Consider the following 16879-nt stretch of genomic DNA (forward strand, 5'->3'; position numbering starts at 1 on the left):
AAAAAGCGCGTCATCGAACGCGCTTTTTTGTTGGCTGTGCCCCCAGGGTCATTCAGCTCGAGCCGGCTCTTCCTCCAAGGTGTATCCCATGCCCTTGGAGATCTGCAGGGCGGTGTCCTTGAGGTTGTCGAGCCAGCTATCCTGCAGCCGGTCTGCGGGCGCGGACAGCGACAGACCAGCTACCAGCCGGCGCGAGTCGTCATAAATGCCAGCAGCGATGCAGCGCACGCCAAGTTCCAGCTCTTCGTTGTCGCGCGCGTAACCGTTGGTACGCACCCAATTTAGTTCGCGTTCGAGCTTGGGCAGATCGGTGATCGACGTGCGGGTGTGGCCGGAAAGACCGGTGCGCGTCGCATAGGCCCTCACTCGGCCGATTTCGTCGGCGGCGAGAAACAGCTTTCCAACTGAAGTCAGATGCAGCGGCGCCCGGCCTCCGATGGCGCGAACGACCTGCATGCCCGAGCGCTCCGAGTATGCGCGTTCAATGTAGACAATCTCGTCCCCTTGGCGCACCGAGAGATTAACCGTCTGGCCGGTGAGCCGGTGCAGGGCGCGCATCGGTGCAAGCGCGGCTTCGCGCACCGACAGCCGGGCTTTGACGAGGTTACCGAGCTCAAGCAGACGCATGCCGAGGCGGTAGCTGCCAGGGTCCGAGCGATCGACAAAGCGGCACGCCACCATGTCGTTCAAGATGCGATGCGCGGTGGAGGGATGCAGGCCAGTGCTGGCCGACAGCGCTTTCAGGCTGACTGGATCGGCATGATCGGCCAGCGCGTCGAGCAGCATCATCATGCGTTCGATGACCTGGATTGACGTCTTGCCAGGGTCCTTGTCTGCTTCTGCCATGGGTACCGTGAGTTGCGAATGCGATGCAAAATTCTATCCCACGATGTGAAAATGCGCACCCTCTCGATGCATGATTCCGGGTATTTTTGAGGGTAAGTTCACGCAACACACCATTGTGTTCGCGTTGGTCTCGTGAAGCGCACTCATCACCGGCATGAAGAAGTTCTGTGCGTGGAAAGCCGGGCTGGCCGGGCATCGGGAGCATAATGGCGGCTTCCCGAAGAACACACGAGACTCCCCATGCGCGTAGGTCTGTTCGTCACTTGCCTGGTTGATCTGATGCGGCCCGACATCGGGTTTTCGGTGCTCAAGCTGCTGGAAAAGGCCGGTTACGAGGTGGTCGTGCCGCCTGCCCAGACATGCTGTGGTCAGCCTGCCTACAACTCAGGCGACCGCCCCCTGGCGCGTGACCTTGCGGAAAAGACGCTGAAAGAGTTCGAGCAATTCGACTACGTGGTCATTCCATCTGGCTCATGCGGCGGCATGATTCGCAAGCATTACGCCGATCTGTTCCGCGATGATCCGGAGCTTGCCGGCCGCTATGAGCGCCTTGCGCCGCGCGTGCACGAACTCACCGATTTCCTGGTCAATGTGGCGCGTATCGAAGCGCTTGATTCCGAATTCAAAGGACACGTGACGTATCACGACTCCTGCGCCGGGTTGCGGGAGTTGGGCGTGAAGACGCAGCCTCGCGAATTGCTGGGCAAGTTGCCGGGTGTGCAGTTGACCGAAATGGCCGCATGCGAAGCCTGCTGCGGTTTTGGCGGCACGTTTTCGATCAAGTATGGCGACATCTCGACCGCCATCGCCGACGAGAAATGCGCCAACATCAAGGCCAGCGGCGCCGACGCCGTGGTGCTTGGCGACGTAGGCTGCATGCTCAACATCGAAGGCCGCCTGCGCCGAACCGGCGACACCCACACGCGCGTGCTGCATATCGCGCAAGTCTTGGCTGGTGACGCGTAAGCGTCAGGAACACCACGGAGACGCAATCACATGCAAGTCCGCAGCATGGAATTCAAGGCGCGCGCGGGGCAGAAACTCGCCGACAAGCGCCTGCAGCAAAACCTCACCAAGCTCTCGACGAAGTTCGTCACTGCGCGGGCGGCGGCCATCCAGGAGATCGATTTTCCTGCCACGCGGGAAGCGCTCAAGGACCGTCGCAATCGCGCCCTTGAGAATCTTGACGTCTGGCTGGCCACCTTCGAAGCGGAAGCGATGCGCCGTGGAGCGAAGGTGCTCTTCGCCGAAACCACAGCCGACGCGGCTCGCCTGGTTGCCGAAATCGCCCGCAAACATGACGTGAAGAAGGTCATCAAGAGCAAGTCGATGGTGACCGAGGAGATGCGCCTGAACCAGGTGCTCGGCGAGATGGGCGTGCAGAGCATCGAGACCGATCTGGGCGAGTACATCCTCCAGATCAACGACAGCGAGCCGCCGTCGCACATCATTGCGCCGGTGGTGCACAAGGATAAGGAAGAGATCGCCGATCTCTTCGCCAAGACGCACAACAAGCCGCGCCTGACCGACATTCCGCAGATGACGCGCGAGGCGCGCGAAGTGCTGCGTCCGGAATTCCTCTCCGCCGACATGGGCGTGACGGGCGGCAACTTCATCATTGCCGAGACGGGCTCGGTGGCGATTGTCACCAACGAGGGCAACGAAGGCATGTGCACGATCATGCCGCGCGTGCACGTCGCGGTGACGGGCATCGAGAAGGTGCTGCCGACGCTTGAAGATTTGGCGACCGTGATGCGCTTGCTGCCGCGCTCTGCCACGGGGCAGGCGATCTCGAACTACTTCTCGCTGCTGACGGGTCCCCGCGCGGAAGGTGAGAAGGACGGCCCCGAGCACATGTACTTCGTCATCGTCGACGGAGGCCGCAGTGGTCTGATCGGCGGCGAGTTCCAGGAAATGCTGCGTTGTATCCGCTGCGGCGCGTGCATGAATCACTGCCCCGTCTATCAGAAGATCGGCGGCCATGCATACGGCTGGGTCTATCCCGGGCCGATGGGCAGCGTACTGACGCCGAGCTACGTCGGACTGTCGAATGCGCTGGACTTGCCGCAGGCCGCCACTCTGTGCGGAGAATGTAATCGCGTCTGCCCGGCTTCGATTCCGCTGTCGGACCTGCTCCGCACGTTGCGCGAGAAGCAGATGGAGCGAGAGCTGCGTCCGCAGTCCGAGCGCTTCGGGCTGCGCGTCTGGGGGTTCGTGGCGCGTCGTCCGGCGCTCTATTCGGCCGGGACGTGGGTCGCAGCGCGCGTGCTGCGCTGGATGGGGGGCGACAAGAAGCTGATTCACGCGTTGCCCGTCGGCAAGGGCTGGACGGATACGCGCGACATGCCGGCGCCCGCAGGCAAGACGTTCCGCGAGCTTTATCGCGAGAAGAAGGCGCGAGCATGACGACCGCGGAATCCCTCCAGACACTGCGTGATGGGCTTGATCGTCACGCCCGTTCGCCCGACCTGCCGCGCTTGCTCAAGCTGTGGCGTGACGAGGCCACGCTGGAGCCGTTGGCTGCGCTGCCGCCGGCGTACGATCAGGTCCGCCGGTCACTGCTCCAGCGTCTGGACATGGCGGTGTCGTTTGGCGAGGAAAGCTGTTCATTCTCGCCGGCGTCGTTGCTGGCTGAAATGCGGCTGTGGACTGACAAGGCGGAAGCCAAGCTGGCCAGCATGTAATCCTTGGGCGACATGGAACGCACGATGCGTGCTAGTGTCTGACTCGTGATTCCTGTGTCCGCCGATTCCATGAACCAAACTGCCCGCGAAATCATGCTGTACGACGCCCAGAAGAAAAGCTCGGGTGTCGCCTATCTCTGGTGGTTCCTGCTGGGCTTTCTGGGGGTGCACCGTTTTTATCTGAAACGCCCGGGCAGCGGTGTGGCGCAGGCTGTCGCCAACATCGGTGGCACGTGGCTCGCCTTCCGCGACATGGGCAACACGGCAGGCTGGGTGCTCGCCGTGATTGGCGGGCTGTGGGTGCTGGTGGATATGTTCCTGATTCCCGGGATGGTCCGCGCGTACAACACGGTCCTGGCCGAGCGGCTGTCGGCTGCCACCTGAAGCGAGGTGATCTCATGAAGCGAACCGTTTGGTGGAAGCGCATTGCGCTCGCGGCGGCAAGGGTGGCTTGCCTCGGTGCCCTGCTGGCGGGGTGCAGCACTTCGCGCGAACAGTACAGCCAGAGTTCCGGTGTGACCGCCTACGGGGTTGTCGACGCGGGCATCGAGCGCACCTCGCGCTGACAATTACTGGCCGGTTGGTGCTACGTCTTCGAATCGCCGCCACTCTCCATTGACCAGCAGCTCCAGCGGCTGGAACAGCGCCTTGTAGGCCATCTTGCGGCTCTGCGCTATCCAATAGCCAAGGTAGATGTATGGCAGATCCAGGGCCTGCGCCTGTGCGATCTGCCACAGCACGTTGTACGTTCCGTAGCTCGCTTTCTGCTCGGTCGGATCGTAGAACGTGTAGACGGAAGAGAGACCGTCCTCCAGCACGTCGATCATGCTCACCATGCGCAGCTTGCCGGCCGACGGTGATTCTGGCGGCTCGCGAAATTCCACCAGGCGCGAATTCACGCGGCTTTGCAGCAGGAACTGCTCGTACTGGTCGCGGCTGTCGTGGTCCATGCCGCCGCCGGCGTGCCGGACCGATTGGTAGAGCAGGTAGAGCTGGTAATGCTCTTCGACATAGGTGAGCGGAGCGACGAGTGCCTCGAGCAACTGATGCCGCTCGGCTGCGCGACGTTGCGCGCGCGACGGAGAAAACTCGTCGACAACCACACGGCATGGCGTGCATGCATGGCAATCATCGCAATGCGGCCGGTAGGTGAAGATACCGCTGCGCCGGAAGCCGGCGCGGACGAGTTTCGAGTAGACGTCTGCGTTGATGAGGTGCGCCGGCGTGGCGACCTGCGAACGCGCCAGGCGGCCATCGAGATAGCTGCATGCGTAAGGCGCGGTGGCATAGAACTGCAATGCCGAGAGGGGGAGTTCCTTAAGCTTGCTCATTGCGCACGGTCCACCGGCGGAGCACCGACTTGTCGAAGTGCCAGGGCGTGACGGCCGGCGCGTTGGTTGCCTCGCGCACATGGGCGAGGAAAGCAGCGCGCGGCATCGGGGCTCCGCCTAACGACGCCAGATGCTCGGTTTCCTGCTGGCAGTCTATCATCGCAACGCCGTGGTTGCCGAGGAAGGCGCATAGGGCGGCCAAAGCGATCTTGGATGCATCCGTGCGGTGCGCAAACATCGATTCGCCGTAGAACATGCGGCCTAGCGCGACGCCGTACAGGCCGCCCACGCGCTGCCCGGCGTACCAGGTCTCGACACTGTGAGCGTAGCCGCGGCGGTGCAGGGCGGTGTAGGCCTGTATGACTTCCTCGGTGATCCACGTGCCGTGCTGGCCGGGGCGAGCGGTACTGGCACAGGCGATCATCGTTTCGCGGAAGCCATGGTCGATGCGGATTTCCCACGTTGGGTGATCGAGCACGCGCCGCAGTGTCTTGCGAAAGGTCGTCGACACGCGAAAACGTTCCGGGCGCAAGACCATGCGCGGATCCGTGCTCCACCACAGCACGGGCTGTCCTTGCGCATACCAAGGAAAGATACCTTGCCGATATGCGATCAACAGCCGTTGTGGAGAGAGTTCCGCGCTCGCCGCCAGCAGACCGGGTGCTTCGGAGTCCGATCCCAGAGCTTGATCGACCGGCGGAAAGGGATCATGCGGATCCAGCCAGGCGATCATGGTGCGAAAACCCGGGCGGGATTACGACGTGATGGTTGCTGTGTCGGCCGTGCTCGATCGCATCGGCTTGTAAATGTCCAGCGTGTGGAGGCGGAAGCTGCCATCGGTCAGGCGGCCCGCCGCGCGGTCGGCAAAGAAGCAGCGCAGCGTATGGATGACAGTCGGAAAGGCAAGGTCATCCCAAGGAATATCGGCTTCGTTGAACAAGCCGACCTCCAGGCTTTCCTCACCAGGTGCGAAATCCAGATCGTTGAGCTTGGCTAGATAAAACAAATGCACCTGATGCACGTGCGGTACGTTGAGCACTGAATAGAGCTCACCGATTTCGATGCGCGCACCGGCTTCTTCCAGCGTTTCGCGCGAGGCGGCCTCTGCAGTGGTCTCGCCGATTTCCATGAAGCCGGCCGGCAGGGTCCAGAAGCCGTAGCGCGGTTCAATGGCGCGCTTGCACAAGAGAATCTGATCGTTCCAAACGGGCACCGTGCCCACTACGTTGCGCGGATTCACATAGTGAATCGTATTGCAGTGGTCACAAACGGCGCGCGGCCGGTTGTCGCCGGCGGGAATGCGCGAGACGACAGGCTGGCCGCAGTTGGAACAGAATTTCATAGGGGCCGAGGACTCAGGCAGATGGAATATCTCAGTGTATCACCGAGCAGGTTTGATCCCGTGCGGGCCGGGATATCGACGGTGCGCGCGGGTTGACTGCGCGCGCGGAAAAGCAAAAAGCCCGCTGGCTGGCGGGCTTTGCTGGATCGGCTCAGGTCTTGGAGCGAGCCGTTCGACTTTGTTGGTTGCGGGGGCAGGATTTGAACCTGCGACCTTCGGGTTATGAGCCCGACGAGCTGCCAGACTGCTCCACCCCGCGTCCGTCGAAGAGAAGACTATAACGGAAGCCATGCGGCAATGCAACACCTTTTTGTGCGGCATGCCAATAGAAGCGGCCAGAGGCGGGCGCAGTGTGCCCGCAAACATTGGATTTACCTGACTCTGCGACACATTCCGCTTGTTGGAATTGGTATGCGGCGCCCACGATGCATGGCGACGCATGCGCCGTTTACAATGCGGCCTTTGGCCTTCCTCTCTCATCTCTGATCGTGCTCAACGCTCTGTATCCGCTTGTCCGCCCCCTGCTGTTTTCGATGGACCCCGAAGACGCGCATCACTTCACGCTGAACCAGCTCAAGCGGGCGCACTCGATGGGGCTGTCGGGCTGCATCGGCGCGCGCGTCGCTGCGCAGCCGCGCACGGTGATGGGGGTGACGTTTCCGAATCCGGTTGGCCTGGCGGCGGGGTTGGACAAGGATGGGGCGTACATCGACGCGCTGGGTGCGCTGGGCTTCGGCTTTATCGAGGTGGGCACCGTCACGCCGCGTGCGCAGCCGGGGAATCCGCGTCCGCGCATGTTCCGGCTGCCGGCGGCGAACGCGCTGATCAACCGGATGGGCTTCAATAATGGCGGCGTCGACGCCTTCATCGCAAACGTGAAGGCGTCGAAGTGGCGCGCAGCCGGCGGTGTGTTGGGCCTGAACATTGGCAAGAACGCTGACACCCCGATTGAGCGCGCCGTCGACGACTATCTGTACTGTCTGGAGCGCGTCTATCCGCACGCGAGCTACGTGACGGTGAACATTTCATCGCCGAACACCAAGAATCTGCGGCAGCTTCAGGGCGCAAGCGAACTCGACAGCCTGCTTGGCACGCTGCGCGATGCGCAGTTTCGACTGGCGGACCAGCACAAGCGCTATGTGCCGGTGGTGCTGAAGATTGCGCCGGATCTGGACGATGACCAGATCGCGAACATTGGCGATGCCTTGCTGCGTCACAAGATGGACGGCGTGATTGCCACCAATACGACGATCCGCCGTGAAGCGGTCGCGGGGCTGCCGCACGCGGAGGAGGCGGGTGGGCTGTCCGGGCAGCCGGTGCGCGAGGGCTCGACCCGAGTGATCCGCGCTCTATATGGGTTGCTGGGTGACGCCGTACCAATTATCGGTGTGGGCGGCATTCTGGCTGGCGAGCATGCGCGCGAGAAGATTGACGCCGGTGCGCGGCTGGTGCAGCTCTATACCGGCTTGATCTACCGTGGTCCGGCGCTGGTTGCGGAATGCGCTCGCGCGCTGGAGCGTTGAACTGTCTCCGTGTCAGCGCCGGATCAAATAGATGATGATGGCGCTGACGGCCACCACGGCAGCAGCCAAGTCAAACGGGCCGGCATAGTCGGCCCACACTGCCGGATCGAGGCGTTGCGCGAACGCCGATTGTGCCCAAGGCAAGATGACCCGCGGGATGGCCAGCAACACCCCAGCCACCGTGAGCAGCACAACCAGTGCGGCCAACGGGGCGCGAGCGCGTGCCCAGGCGAGAATGGGGGAATTCGACAATACCTGTCCTTGGTGAAGAATCGTAGCGCTCCGTCAAGGCGGTGCGCGACCAGCATTCGCAATTCGGCTTTGTCGGAAATTCTCCTACAAAGTCATGTCGGCGCATGTCCCACTTTTGACCGAGTGGCGTGGGGCTCTCATCCTCAATAAGGGTTATCGAAGACCGGGCGTTGGGGGGTACTTCAGGTATGAAACGGTCGTTTGTTCGAGGGCCGCGCCTGTGCTTGTCTGCAGCGTCGGATGCAAGGGGGAACTTGCGCTGATGCGGCGAGGCAACGAATGTCTGCGTGAGGGGTTGGCGTGCGAAAAGCCGAGAGTACAATCCGCCCTCATTGTGCATTGCACTATTTTGAGTGGCCGGTCGTTCGGCTGCTTTCCAAGTTCATGAGTCAAGCTCTCACAGCAACAGGGTCTCCCCACAGCAGTGTGAATCTGCGCGCCCTTGTCATCGGTGCCGTGGGTGTGGTGTTCGGTGATATCGGCACCAGCCCGTTGTACTCGCTCAAGGAGTGCTTCAGTCCCGATCACGGCATTCCATTTTCCAGCGCTGCCGTGCTCGGCATCATCTCGATGCTGTTCTGGGCGATGGTGATCGTGGTGTCGCTCAAGTACGTGCTGTTCGTCATGCGTGCGGACAACAATGGCGAAGGCGGCATCCTGGCGCTGATGGCATTGTCGTTGCGCACCGCAAATGCGCGTTCCAAGCGTATGTCGGTATTGATGATGCTTGGCGTGTTTGGCGCCTGCATGTTCTACGGCGATGCAGTCATCACGCCGGCCATCTCGGTGCTGTCTGCCATGGAGGGGCTGGAGATCGCTGCGCCGGCACTGACACCGTTTGTGCTGCCGATCACGCTGGTGATCCTGGCGGCGCTCTTCCTCATTCAGCGCGGCGGGACATCGGTGGTCGGCAAGCTGTTCGGGCCCGTGATGCTGCTGTGGTTCGCCGCGCTGGCGGCACTCGGACTGATGAACTTGGCGAAGGCGCCGCAGATCCTGGCGGCCGTCAACCCGGCGTACGCGATTTCGTTTCTGCATGACCATGCGCTACAGGCGTTCATCGTGCTGGGCTCGGTCTTTCTGGTGCTGACAGGGGCCGAGGCGCTGTACGCGGACATGGGGCATTTCGGCGCCCGCCCGATTCGCTGGGCATGGTTCTTCATCGTGGCGCCAAGTCTGTTGCTCAATTACTTCGGGCAAGGCGCAATGTTGCTGACCGACCCCAGCACCATCGAAAACCCGTTCTATCGCTCCGTCCCGGAAGCGCTGCAATTACCGATGGTGGTGCTGGCCGCAGCCGCCACCGTGATCGCCTCGCAGGCTGTCATTTCGGGCGCCTTCTCGTTGACGAGCCAGGCCATCCAGCTGGGTTTCGTGCCGCGCATGCGGATCCGCTACACATCGGAGGCGGAGATCGGCCAGATCTACGTGCCGGTCGTGAACTGGATGCTGTTGATCCTGGTGATCGGCGTGGTCCTGGCGTTCAAGAAGTCCGACAACCTGGCCGCAGCCTACGGCATTGCTGTGACGACCACGATGGTCATCACGACCGTGCTGGCGGCGGTGGTCATGCGCTCGGTGTGGCGCTGGCATCCGGCGCTGGTCACCTTGGTGAGCCTGGGCTTCCTCGTGGTCGACATGGCCTTCTTCTCGGCAAACCTGCTGAAGATCCGCGACGGCGGATGGTTCCCGCTGACACTGGGCGGCTTCGTGTTCTTCCTTTTGATGACCTGGTACAAGGGCAAGAAGCTGGTGCGTGCACGCAGCCTGGAAGACGGGATTCCACTCGAGCCTTTCCTGGCCGGGCTGTTGGCGCATCCGCCGCATCGCGTGGAAGGGACAGCCGTATTCCTGACCGGCAATACCGAATACGTACCGGTATCTTTGCTGCACAACCTCAAGCACAACCGCGTGCTGCACGAGCGGGTGATCTTCATCAGCTTCGTCACGCGCGACATTCCCTACGTGGACGACAAGCGGCGCGTCAACGTGCGTGATCTCGGGAGCGGCATCTACGTCGTCAAGGCCGAATACGGTTTCAAGGAAACCCCCGACGTGTACCGCGTCCTTGAACTCAGTCAGCCGCAGATCGGCACGCGCTGTGAACTGATGGATACGTCTTTCTTCATCGCCCGGGAATCGGTCGTGCCGTCCAAGCTGCCCGGCATGTCGATGTGGCGCGAGCGCCTGTTTGCGTGGATGCATCAGAACGGCGCCAAGCCGTCGGACTTCTTCCATATCCCCGCCAACCGCGTGGTCGAGCTGGGCACCAAGGTCGAAATCTGACAAGCTTGCACCAACAAAAAGCCCGCCGATGTCCTGGCGGGCTTTTTGTTTTTTGCGTCCGTTCAGCGCTTGAGCTTGGCGAACGCTGCGGCCATGGCCCCCGCCGGCTCCACCTCGCGGCGCTGCTGGCCACCTTGGCGATGACCGCCCTGGCCCTGGCGCTCCCCTGCGCCAGCCGCACGGGCGGGCGCATGGCCGGGCTCATCCGACAGGCGCATCGTCAGGCCGATGCGGTTACGCTTGACGTCCACCTCCATCACCTTGACCTTCACGATCTGGCCGGGCTTGACGACCTCGTGCGGGTCGCGCACGAACTTGGTCGACAGCGCCGAGACGTGCACCAGCCCGTCCTGATGCACGCCGATGTCGATGAACGCGCCGAAGGCGGCTACGTTGGTCACCACGCCTTCGAGCACCATGCCAGGCTGAAGATCCTTGATGCTTTCGACGCCGTCCTGGAACGTCGCCGTCTTGAACTCGGGTCGTGGATCGCGGCCGGGCTTTTCCAGCTCGGACAGGATGTCAACCACCGTCGGCAGGCCGAACTTCTCGTCCGTGAAATCGCGGGGCGTGAGTCCGCGCAGAGCTTCGCGGTTGCCGAGCACGTCACCGATGCCCTTCTTGATGCGGTCGAGAATGCGCTGCACCACCGGATAGGCTTCCGGGTGCACCGACGAGCGGTCCAGCGGGTTATCGCCACCGTTGATGCGCAGGAAGCCTGCCGCCTGTTCGAATGTCTTGTCGCCCAGGCGTGGGACCTTCTTGAGTGCGTCGCGGTTGACGAACGCGCCGTTGGCGTCCCGATATTCGACGATGTTCTTGGCGAGGATCGAGTTCAAGCCAGAGACACGCGCCAGCAGCGGAACAGAAGCCGTGTTGACATCGACGCCGACGGCATTCACGCAGTCTTCAACTACCGCATCCAGCGCGCGGGCCAACTCGCGCTGGTTGACGTCGTGCTGGTACTGCCCAACGCCGATCGACTTCGGGTCGATCTTGACGAGTTCTGCCAGCGGATCTTGCAGACGGCGGGCGATGGATACAGCGCCGCGCAGTGAGACGTCGAGATCCGGAAACTCCTTGGCTGCCAGTTCCGATGCCGAGTAGACCGACGCGCCCGCCTCGCTCACAACGATCTTGGTGAGCTTCAGTTCGGGGGCCGATTTGGCCAACTGATGCATGAGGTCTTGCACGAGCTTGTCGGTTTCGCGGCTTGCGGTGCCGTTGCCGATGGAGATGAGCGCCACGCCGTGCTGCTTGGCCAGGCGGGCGAGGGTGGCAAGCGAACCGTTCCAATCGCGGCGCGGCTCATGCGGGTAGATCGTGGCGGTTTCCAGGAGCTTGCCGGTATGGTCGACCACTGCAACCTTGCAGCCCGTGCGGATGCCGGGATCGATGCCCATCACCGCCTTAGGGCCAGCCGGTGCGGCCAGCAAGAGGTCGTGCAGGTTGCGACCGAAGATCTTGATCGCTTCTGCCTCGGCCGATTCACGCAGTTGCGTCAGCAGTTCGGTCTCGATATGCGGCTGCACCTTGACGCGCCAGCACCAGCGGCACACGTCCGACAGCCACTTGTCTGCCGGACGGCCCTTGTTCTCGATGCCGACGTGGCGTGCAATCATGGTTTCGCACGGGTGTGGGCTCAGCGCGTCCTGCTCTTCGCCTAGGCCGAGCTTGACGAACAGCACGCCGGCATTGCGGCCACGGAACAGCGCCAGCGCGCGGTGCGACGGCACGTTTCGGATCGGCTCGCTGTAAGCGTAGTAGTCGCGGAATTTCTCTTCTTCAGCCGTTTCCTTGCCTTCCACGACCGTCGACGACACCAGGCCGTGGTTCCACAGGTGGTCACGCACCTTGCCCAGCAGCTCGGCCGTCTCGCCAAATTGTTCGGAGAGGATGTCGCGCGCGCCGTCCAGCGCGGCCTTGACGTCGGGGACGCCGCCATCGGCGGTCGGCTTGCCGTTGACAAATTTGGCAGCTTCAGCTTGAGGATCGAGCGTCGGGTCGGCCAGCAGCGCATGAGCGAGGGGTTCCAGGCCACATTCGCGCGCGATCTGGGCACGCGTGCGGCGCTTGGGCTTGTATGGCAGGTAGAGGTCTTCCAGCACCTGCTTGGTCTCGGCGGCGTGAATGGCGGTGCGCAACGCGTCCGTCAGCTTGCCTTGCTCTTCGATCGACGCCAGGATGGCCGCGCGGCGGTCTTCCAGTTCGCGCAGGTACAACAGGCGTTCTTCCAGATTGCGCAGTTGTGTGTCGTCCAGGTTGCCGGTTGCTTCCTTGCGGTAGCGCGCGATGAACGGCACGGTGGCGCCTTCATCCAGCAACTGTACGGCGGCGGCAACCTGTTGCGGCTTCACCGCCAGTTCAACGGCAATGCGGGAGACGATCTTCTGCAGCACGGAATCGGTCATTGCTTCCAGAGAGTGCGATGGAAAGCCGCGCATTTTGCCACAACGTGAACACCGCTCCCGGGCTGAAATCCTCGATTGCGCGGCGTTTGCCGCACAGGGGCGGTGATAAAATGCGTGCCATGCCTACGCCCCTGTTTTCCGCTCGCCGCCGCGCTGCCGCGCGCTACGCCTCTCGACTGCTCCTGTTGCTGGCCGCGCTGTCCTCGGCGCCGGCATGGAGCCAGTCCCAGCCGGCCGCTGCGCCTGCCGTTGCCACGCCTGGTGCGCTGCCCGACTTCGGCTCGGAGCATGACCGCATCAACAGCGCCAAGTCGTGGGCGGAGTACCGATATGCGCAGGCCGAACGCGCCTGCTACGACAAGTTCTTCACGACGCACTGCATCGAGAAGGCCAAGGATGTGCGCCGTACGGAGCTGCATACGATCCGAGAACGCGAACTGGCACTGGACGAAGCCGAGCGCGCCGACCGTGCCGCCCGCCGCGATCAGGACCGCGCTATCCGCGAGGCGCAGTACAAGGCCGAGCGCCCGCAGCGGGAGGCAGCCGAGCAGAAGAACCGCGCCGATTTCGAGAACAAGCAGGAGCAGCAACGCCTGAACGAGGCCCAGCGTCAGGCCGAGGCGCCGCAGCGCGCCGCCAAGGCGCAGGCGTACGGCAAGAAGCAATCCGACTACGATGCCAAGCTGAAGGCGGCACAAGAGCAGGGTGCAGCCAACGCGGCAAAGCGCGCTCAGAACGTCAAGCAATATCAGGACAAGCAGCAGGAGGCAGTTCAGCGCCAGCGAGAACTGGACGAGCGCCGAGAACAGACCAAGCGCCGCAACGAGCAAAACCAGAACAACACGAGCCCGCTGGGGTTCTAAACTCCAGCCAAGGCCGGGGTTTCCTGAGGAGGGCGAGATGGACAGCGATCTGAACACGCTATCGCGTCGCATCATCGAGTTGCAGATCGAGCACCGCGATCTCGATTTCCTGATCGATCGGCTGGCAGCGGAAGTCGATCACGACGAGTTGCAACTGCGCCGCCTCAAGAAGCGCCGGCTCAAGCTCAAGGACACCATCACCCTGCTACAGTTGCAGCTCGAGCCCGATGTGCCGGCCTAGGTTGTGGCTAGCGCAAACCAATCCCGAGAGGCCGCGATCATGTGCGGCCTCCGTCATTTCATCCCCAGGAATCTGCGTTGACTTCGCCACTGCCGCTTGCCGAGCCGTCTGCTGAACCCGACGCCGGTGAGACGCCTGCCGCTGCTGCGGTTGATGCCCATCACGACGAATTGGCGACGCTGTTCGCCGACGACGGGACATTGGCCAAAGGTATCGATTCGTACCGCCCGCGCCTGTCGCAACTGAAGATGGCGCAGGCCGTGGCCAATGCCATTGAGGCCGCCGATTCGGTCATCGTCGAGGCTGGCACAGGCACGGGCAAGACCTATGCGTACCTCGTTCCGGCGATGCTGTGGGGCGGCAAGGTGATCCTCTCCACCGGGACGAAGAACCTGCAGGACCAGTTGTTCCTGCGCGATATTCCGACGGTCCGCAAAGCGCTGAATGCGCCGGTGTCGGTGGCGTTGCTCAAGGGCCGCGCGAACTATGTCTGTCACTATCACCTGGAACGCACCTCGCAGAACGGACGCCTGTCTTCGCGGCAGGACGCGGCGTGGCTACGTCAGATCAATCTGTTCCTCAAGACCACGAAGACTGGCGACAAGGCTGAGCTGTCATCTGTGCCCGAGAACGCTCCGGTGTGGAACCTCGTCACGTCCACCCGAGACAACTGTCTTGGCTCGGACTGCGCCTATTACAAGGACTGTTTTGTCATGCGCGCGCGCAAGGAGGCGCAGCAGGCCGACGTGGTGGTCGTGAATCACCACCTCTTCTTCGCCGACGTGATGCTCAAGGACACCGGCATGGCGGAGCTGCTGCCAGCCGCCAACACGGTCATCTTTGACGAGGCGCATCAGTTGCCCGAGACCGCCACGTTGTTCTTTGGCGAGACCATCTCGACCAACCAGATTCTCGAACTCGCACGCGACAGTGTGGCGGAGGGCCTCTCGCACGCCCGCGACGCGGTGGACTGGGCGGCGATTGCCGCCCCGCTCGAGCGTGCGGCGCGCGACCTGCGCCTTGTCTTCCGGCAGGATGGCGCGCGTCTGTCGATCAAGCAGATCGACAACGATGCTGCCATCGCCACGCCGTTCTACGAGGTGCTGCCCAAGCTGGAGCAGGCGCTATCGGATTTCACGGCGGCGCTCGAAGCCCAGGCCGAACGCGCCGAGACCATCGAGCAGTGCCATCGCCGCGCCATTGCGTTGTGCGAGAAGCTGGAAGCATGGGCCAATCCCAAGCTGTCGCAGACGCCCAGGAACGATGGCGGCGAGGCTGGGGAAACCGCGGCGCCTGCTGACGAACGCGTGCGCTGGGTGGAGGTTTTCGCCAATTCCGTGCAACTGCACCTGACGCCGCTGTCGATTGCGCCAATCTTTTCGCGCCAACGGGCGGGCCAGCCGCGCGCCTGGATCTTTACCTCGGCGACGCTCTCCGTGCGCGGCAACTTCACGCACTACGCCGCGCAGCTCGGCCTGGACCGCAACCGTTCAATCACCTTGGACAGCCCGTTCGACTACGCATCGCAGGGCCTGCTTTTCGTGCCGCGAGACTTGCCACAGCCGAGCGACCCGCGCTTCACCGATGCCGTGCTCGACACCGCCTTGCCGATGATCGAAGCGGCTGGTGGCAAGACGTTCGTGCTGTGCACGACGCTGCGCGCAGTCAATCGCGCGGCAGAAAGATTGGCGGATGAGTTTGCCCAGCGCGGCTGGGATTTCCCGCTGCTCGTCCAGGGCCAGGCCAGCCGCACAGAACTGCTCGACCGCTTCCGGGCGCTGGGCAATGCGGTGCTGATCGGCAGCCAGAGCTTCTGGGAGGGCGTGGATGTGCGAGGCGAGGCGTTGTCGCTGGTCGTCATCGACAAGCTGCCGTTCGCACCACCCGATGATCCGGTTCTGAGCGCGCGCATGGAGGCGCTCGAGAAGAAGGGGCTGAGCCCGTTTGCCGTCCACCAGCTGCCGCATGCCGTCATCACGCTCAAGCAGGGGGCCGGCCGGCTGATCCGCTCCGAGACCGATCGCGGCGTCCTGATGATCTGCGACCCACGCTTGGTGGAGAAATCCTATGGTCGCCAGATCTGGCAGAGTCTTCCGCCGTTCAAGCGCACGCGCGAGGCAGAGACAGCCGCCGATTTCCTGCGCTCACTTCGGCCAGACGTTCCGCCCCCAGGCGACGTTTCCACCTGACGTGCAAACAAAAAGCCCGGCGAATCGACCGGGCTTTTTCTTGGTACGGACGCAAACCGCGCTTACCACCATTGGTACCAGGGCTTGCTCTTCTTGCGCTGGCCGTAGGCGAGGAAATCGCTGTTCGGGTAGTTCTGCTTGATGATCCGTTCGGTGTCGTCGCGCATGTCCTTCATGCCGAGCGCCTCGTACGACTTCATCATGATGTACAGCGCTTCTTCCACGGCGGGGGCGCGATCGTAGTCTTTGATGGCGTCCTGCGCGCGATTGACCGCAGCGAGGTATGCACCCCGACGGTAGTAGTAACGCGCGGCACCCACCTCATGCTCGGCCATCGCATTGACGATGTACTGCATGCGCAGCGTGGCGTCTGGCGTGTACTTGCTGTTCGGGAAGCGCGTGATCAGCGTCTTGAACGCATCGTAGGCAGCGCGCGACGCCTTCGGGTCGCGCTCGCTCAGGTCCTGGTTCGAGAAGCGGCCGAGCCAGCCCAGGTTGTCGTTGAAGTTGATCAGCCCCTTGAGGTAGTAGGCGTAATCAACGCTGGGGTGATTCGGGTGAAGCTGGATGAAGCGATCGACCGCAGCCAGCGCGGCGGCGGTTTCGCCGTCCTTGTAGTTGGCGTAGGCCGTTTCGATCTGAGCCTGCTGGGCGTACGGGCCGAACGGATAGCGGCTTTCCAGCTTCTCGTAGTACTTGACGGCCTTGGCGTAGTCGCCGCCGTCGAGCGAGTCCTTCGCTTCCGAATATAATTTGTTGGCCGACCAGCCAGCCGTTTCGTCTTGCTGTTCCGGCAGGATGCCGCAGGCCGAGATAGCCAGGCATGCGCCTGCCACCAACACTGCTCCGATATGTGCACGGGTTTTCTTGTGAAACCGCGCCAGCTTCATGCTCGTGACCGACATGGGCAC

17 protein-coding genes and 1 tRNA gene are annotated in these 16879 nt (G+C 62.8%); 10 read left to right on the plus strand and 8 right to left on the minus strand.

What is annotated here, in order from left to right; all coding sequences use genetic code 11:
- Window positions 1-48: 48 nt before the first annotated feature.
- Entirely contained in the window at window positions 49-846 is a 798-nt protein-coding gene (locus tag R2N03_RS05120; RefSeq protein WP_316655826.1) for an IclR family transcriptional regulator, read from the minus strand.
- Between the two features lie 240 nt (window positions 847-1086).
- On the opposite strand from R2N03_RS05120, the gene R2N03_RS05125 reads away from it, so the two are divergent.
- The 5 genes from R2N03_RS05125 to R2N03_RS05145 all read left to right on the plus strand — a co-directional run bounded on the left by R2N03_RS05125 (window position 1087) and on the right by R2N03_RS05145 (window position 4096).
- On the plus strand, window positions 1087-1812 hold the full coding sequence (locus R2N03_RS05125; RefSeq protein ID WP_316655828.1) for a (Fe-S)-binding protein: 726 nt from the start codon (window positions 1087-1089) through the stop codon (window positions 1810-1812).
- Between the two features lie 30 nt (window positions 1813-1842).
- A complete protein-coding gene (locus tag R2N03_RS05130) occupies window positions 1843-3252 on the plus strand; it encodes a LutB/LldF family L-lactate oxidation iron-sulfur protein (RefSeq protein WP_316655830.1) in 1410 nt (469 codons plus the stop codon).
- The gene (locus R2N03_RS05135) at window positions 3249-3530 is read left to right on the plus strand and encodes a hypothetical protein (RefSeq protein WP_316655832.1); all 282 of its coding nucleotides are present in this window, start codon (window positions 3249-3251) and stop codon (window positions 3528-3530) included. Before R2N03_RS05130 ends, R2N03_RS05135 begins: the two co-directional genes overlap by 4 nt.
- Window positions 3531-3599: 69 nt before the next feature.
- On the plus strand, window positions 3600-3914 hold the full coding sequence (locus tag R2N03_RS05140; RefSeq protein WP_316655834.1) for a TM2 domain-containing protein: 315 nt from the start codon (window positions 3600-3602) through the stop codon (window positions 3912-3914).
- Between the two features lie 14 nt (window positions 3915-3928).
- Window positions 3929-4096, plus strand: coding sequence for a hypothetical protein (locus R2N03_RS05145; protein ID WP_316655835.1), 168 nt, complete (start codon window positions 3929-3931; stop codon window positions 4094-4096).
- Between the two features lie 3 nt (window positions 4097-4099).
- On the opposite strand, the gene R2N03_RS05150 is transcribed toward R2N03_RS05145, so the two are convergent.
- From R2N03_RS05150 to R2N03_RS05165, 4 genes are all read right to left on the minus strand, one after another.
- A complete protein-coding gene (locus tag R2N03_RS05150; RefSeq protein WP_316655837.1) occupies window positions 4100-4861 on the minus strand; it encodes an arginyltransferase in 762 nt (253 codons plus the stop codon).
- Complete coding sequence (gene aat, locus R2N03_RS05155) at window positions 4848-5594, minus strand: leucyl/phenylalanyl-tRNA--protein transferase (RefSeq protein WP_316655839.1); 747 nt, start codon at window positions 5592-5594, stop codon at window positions 4848-4850. The genes R2N03_RS05150 and aat overlap by 14 nt, the downstream gene beginning before the upstream one ends.
- A 21-nt stretch (window positions 5595-5615) precedes the next feature.
- Window positions 5616-6203, minus strand: a complete 588-nt coding sequence (locus tag R2N03_RS05160) for an NUDIX hydrolase (protein ID WP_316655841.1) — start codon at window positions 6201-6203, stop codon at window positions 5616-5618.
- 182 nt (window positions 6204-6385) lie between these two features.
- A tRNA-Met gene (locus R2N03_RS05165) sits at window positions 6386-6462 on the minus strand.
- A 229-nt stretch (window positions 6463-6691) separates the two neighbouring features.
- Here R2N03_RS05165 and R2N03_RS05170 point away from each other — a divergent pair.
- Entirely contained in the window at window positions 6692-7726 is a 1035-nt protein-coding gene (locus tag R2N03_RS05170) for a quinone-dependent dihydroorotate dehydrogenase (protein ID WP_316655843.1), read from the plus strand.
- 12 nt (window positions 7727-7738) lie between these two features.
- On the opposite strand, the gene R2N03_RS05175 is transcribed toward R2N03_RS05170, so the two are convergent.
- Window positions 7739-7978, minus strand: coding sequence for a hypothetical protein (locus R2N03_RS05175; protein ID WP_316655845.1), 240 nt, complete (start codon window positions 7976-7978; stop codon window positions 7739-7741).
- A 384-nt stretch (window positions 7979-8362) separates the two neighbouring features.
- Between R2N03_RS05175 and R2N03_RS05180 the strand changes: the two genes are divergently transcribed.
- Complete coding sequence (locus R2N03_RS05180) at window positions 8363-10264, plus strand: potassium transporter Kup (RefSeq protein ID WP_316655847.1); 1902 nt, start codon at window positions 8363-8365, stop codon at window positions 10262-10264.
- 62 nt (window positions 10265-10326) lie between these two features.
- On the opposite strand, the gene R2N03_RS05185 is transcribed toward R2N03_RS05180, so the two are convergent.
- Window positions 10327-12675, minus strand: a complete 2349-nt coding sequence (locus tag R2N03_RS05185) for a Tex family protein (RefSeq protein ID WP_316655849.1) — start codon at window positions 12673-12675, stop codon at window positions 10327-10329.
- A gap of 110 nt (window positions 12676-12785) precedes the next feature.
- Between R2N03_RS05185 and R2N03_RS05190 the strand changes: the two genes are divergently transcribed.
- From R2N03_RS05190 to yoaA, 3 genes are all read left to right on the plus strand, one after another.
- The gene (locus R2N03_RS05190; RefSeq protein WP_428984364.1) at window positions 12786-13538 is read left to right on the plus strand and encodes a hypothetical protein; all 753 of its coding nucleotides are present in this window, start codon (window positions 12786-12788) and stop codon (window positions 13536-13538) included.
- Window positions 13539-13575: 37 nt separating this feature from the next.
- Complete coding sequence (locus R2N03_RS05195) at window positions 13576-13779, plus strand: DUF465 domain-containing protein (protein ID WP_316655854.1); 204 nt, start codon at window positions 13576-13578, stop codon at window positions 13777-13779.
- A 77-nt stretch (window positions 13780-13856) separates the two neighbouring features.
- Entirely contained in the window at window positions 13857-15968 is a 2112-nt protein-coding gene (gene yoaA / locus R2N03_RS05200; RefSeq protein ID WP_316655857.1) for a DNA repair helicase YoaA, read from the plus strand.
- 62 nt (window positions 15969-16030) lie between these two features.
- Here the strand turns inward: yoaA and R2N03_RS05205 are convergent, their stop codons facing one another.
- Window positions 16031-16873 carry an outer membrane protein assembly factor BamD gene (locus tag R2N03_RS05205; protein ID WP_316655859.1) on the minus strand — a complete coding sequence of 281 codons (843 nt, stop codon included), beginning with the start codon at window positions 16871-16873 and terminating at the stop codon, window positions 16031-16033.
- Window positions 16874-16879: the final 6 nt, after the last annotated feature.

This window comes from Ralstonia condita (assembly GCF_958405655.1).
Taxonomy (GTDB): domain Bacteria; phylum Pseudomonadota; class Gammaproteobacteria; order Burkholderiales; family Burkholderiaceae; genus Ralstonia; species Ralstonia condita.

Excerpts from the sequence above, each read along its gene's own strand:
- R2N03_RS05140 (WP_316655834.1), top strand. The coding sequence starts at position 3,600 with ATGAACCAAACTGCCCGCGAAATCATGCTGTACGACGCCCAGAAGAAA.
- R2N03_RS05195 (WP_316655854.1), top strand. The coding sequence starts at position 13,576 with ATGGACAGCGATCTGAACACGCTATCGCGTCGCATCATCGAGTTGCAG.
- R2N03_RS05160 (WP_316655841.1), bottom strand. The coding sequence starts at position 6,203 with ATGAAATTCTGTTCCAACTGCGGCCAGCCTGTCGTCTCGCGCATTCCC.
- R2N03_RS05120 (WP_316655826.1), bottom strand. The coding sequence starts at position 846 with ATGGCAGAAGCAGACAAGGACCCTGGCAAGACGTCAATCCAGGTCATC.
- R2N03_RS05130 (WP_316655830.1), top strand. The coding sequence starts at position 1,843 with ATGCAAGTCCGCAGCATGGAATTCAAGGCGCGCGCGGGGCAGAAACTC.
- R2N03_RS05190 (WP_428984364.1), top strand. The coding sequence starts at position 12,786 with ATGCGTGCCATGCCTACGCCCCTGTTTTCCGCTCGCCGCCGCGCTGCC.
- R2N03_RS05145 (WP_316655835.1), top strand. The coding sequence starts at position 3,929 with ATGAAGCGAACCGTTTGGTGGAAGCGCATTGCGCTCGCGGCGGCAAGG.
- R2N03_RS05185 (WP_316655849.1), bottom strand. The coding sequence starts at position 12,675 with ATGACCGATTCCGTGCTGCAGAAGATCGTCTCCCGCATTGCCGTTGAA.
- R2N03_RS05205 (WP_316655859.1), bottom strand. The coding sequence starts at position 16,873 with ATGTCGGTCACGAGCATGAAGCTGGCGCGGTTTCACAAGAAAACCCGT.
- R2N03_RS05180 (WP_316655847.1), top strand. The coding sequence starts at position 8,363 with ATGAGTCAAGCTCTCACAGCAACAGGGTCTCCCCACAGCAGTGTGAAT.
- R2N03_RS05125 (WP_316655828.1), top strand. The coding sequence starts at position 1,087 with ATGCGCGTAGGTCTGTTCGTCACTTGCCTGGTTGATCTGATGCGGCCC.
- R2N03_RS05150 (WP_316655837.1), bottom strand. The coding sequence starts at position 4,861 with ATGAGCAAGCTTAAGGAACTCCCCCTCTCGGCATTGCAGTTCTATGCC.
- R2N03_RS05135 (WP_316655832.1), top strand. The coding sequence starts at position 3,249 with ATGACGACCGCGGAATCCCTCCAGACACTGCGTGATGGGCTTGATCGT.
- aat (WP_316655839.1), bottom strand. The coding sequence starts at position 5,594 with ATGATCGCCTGGCTGGATCCGCATGATCCCTTTCCGCCGGTCGATCAA.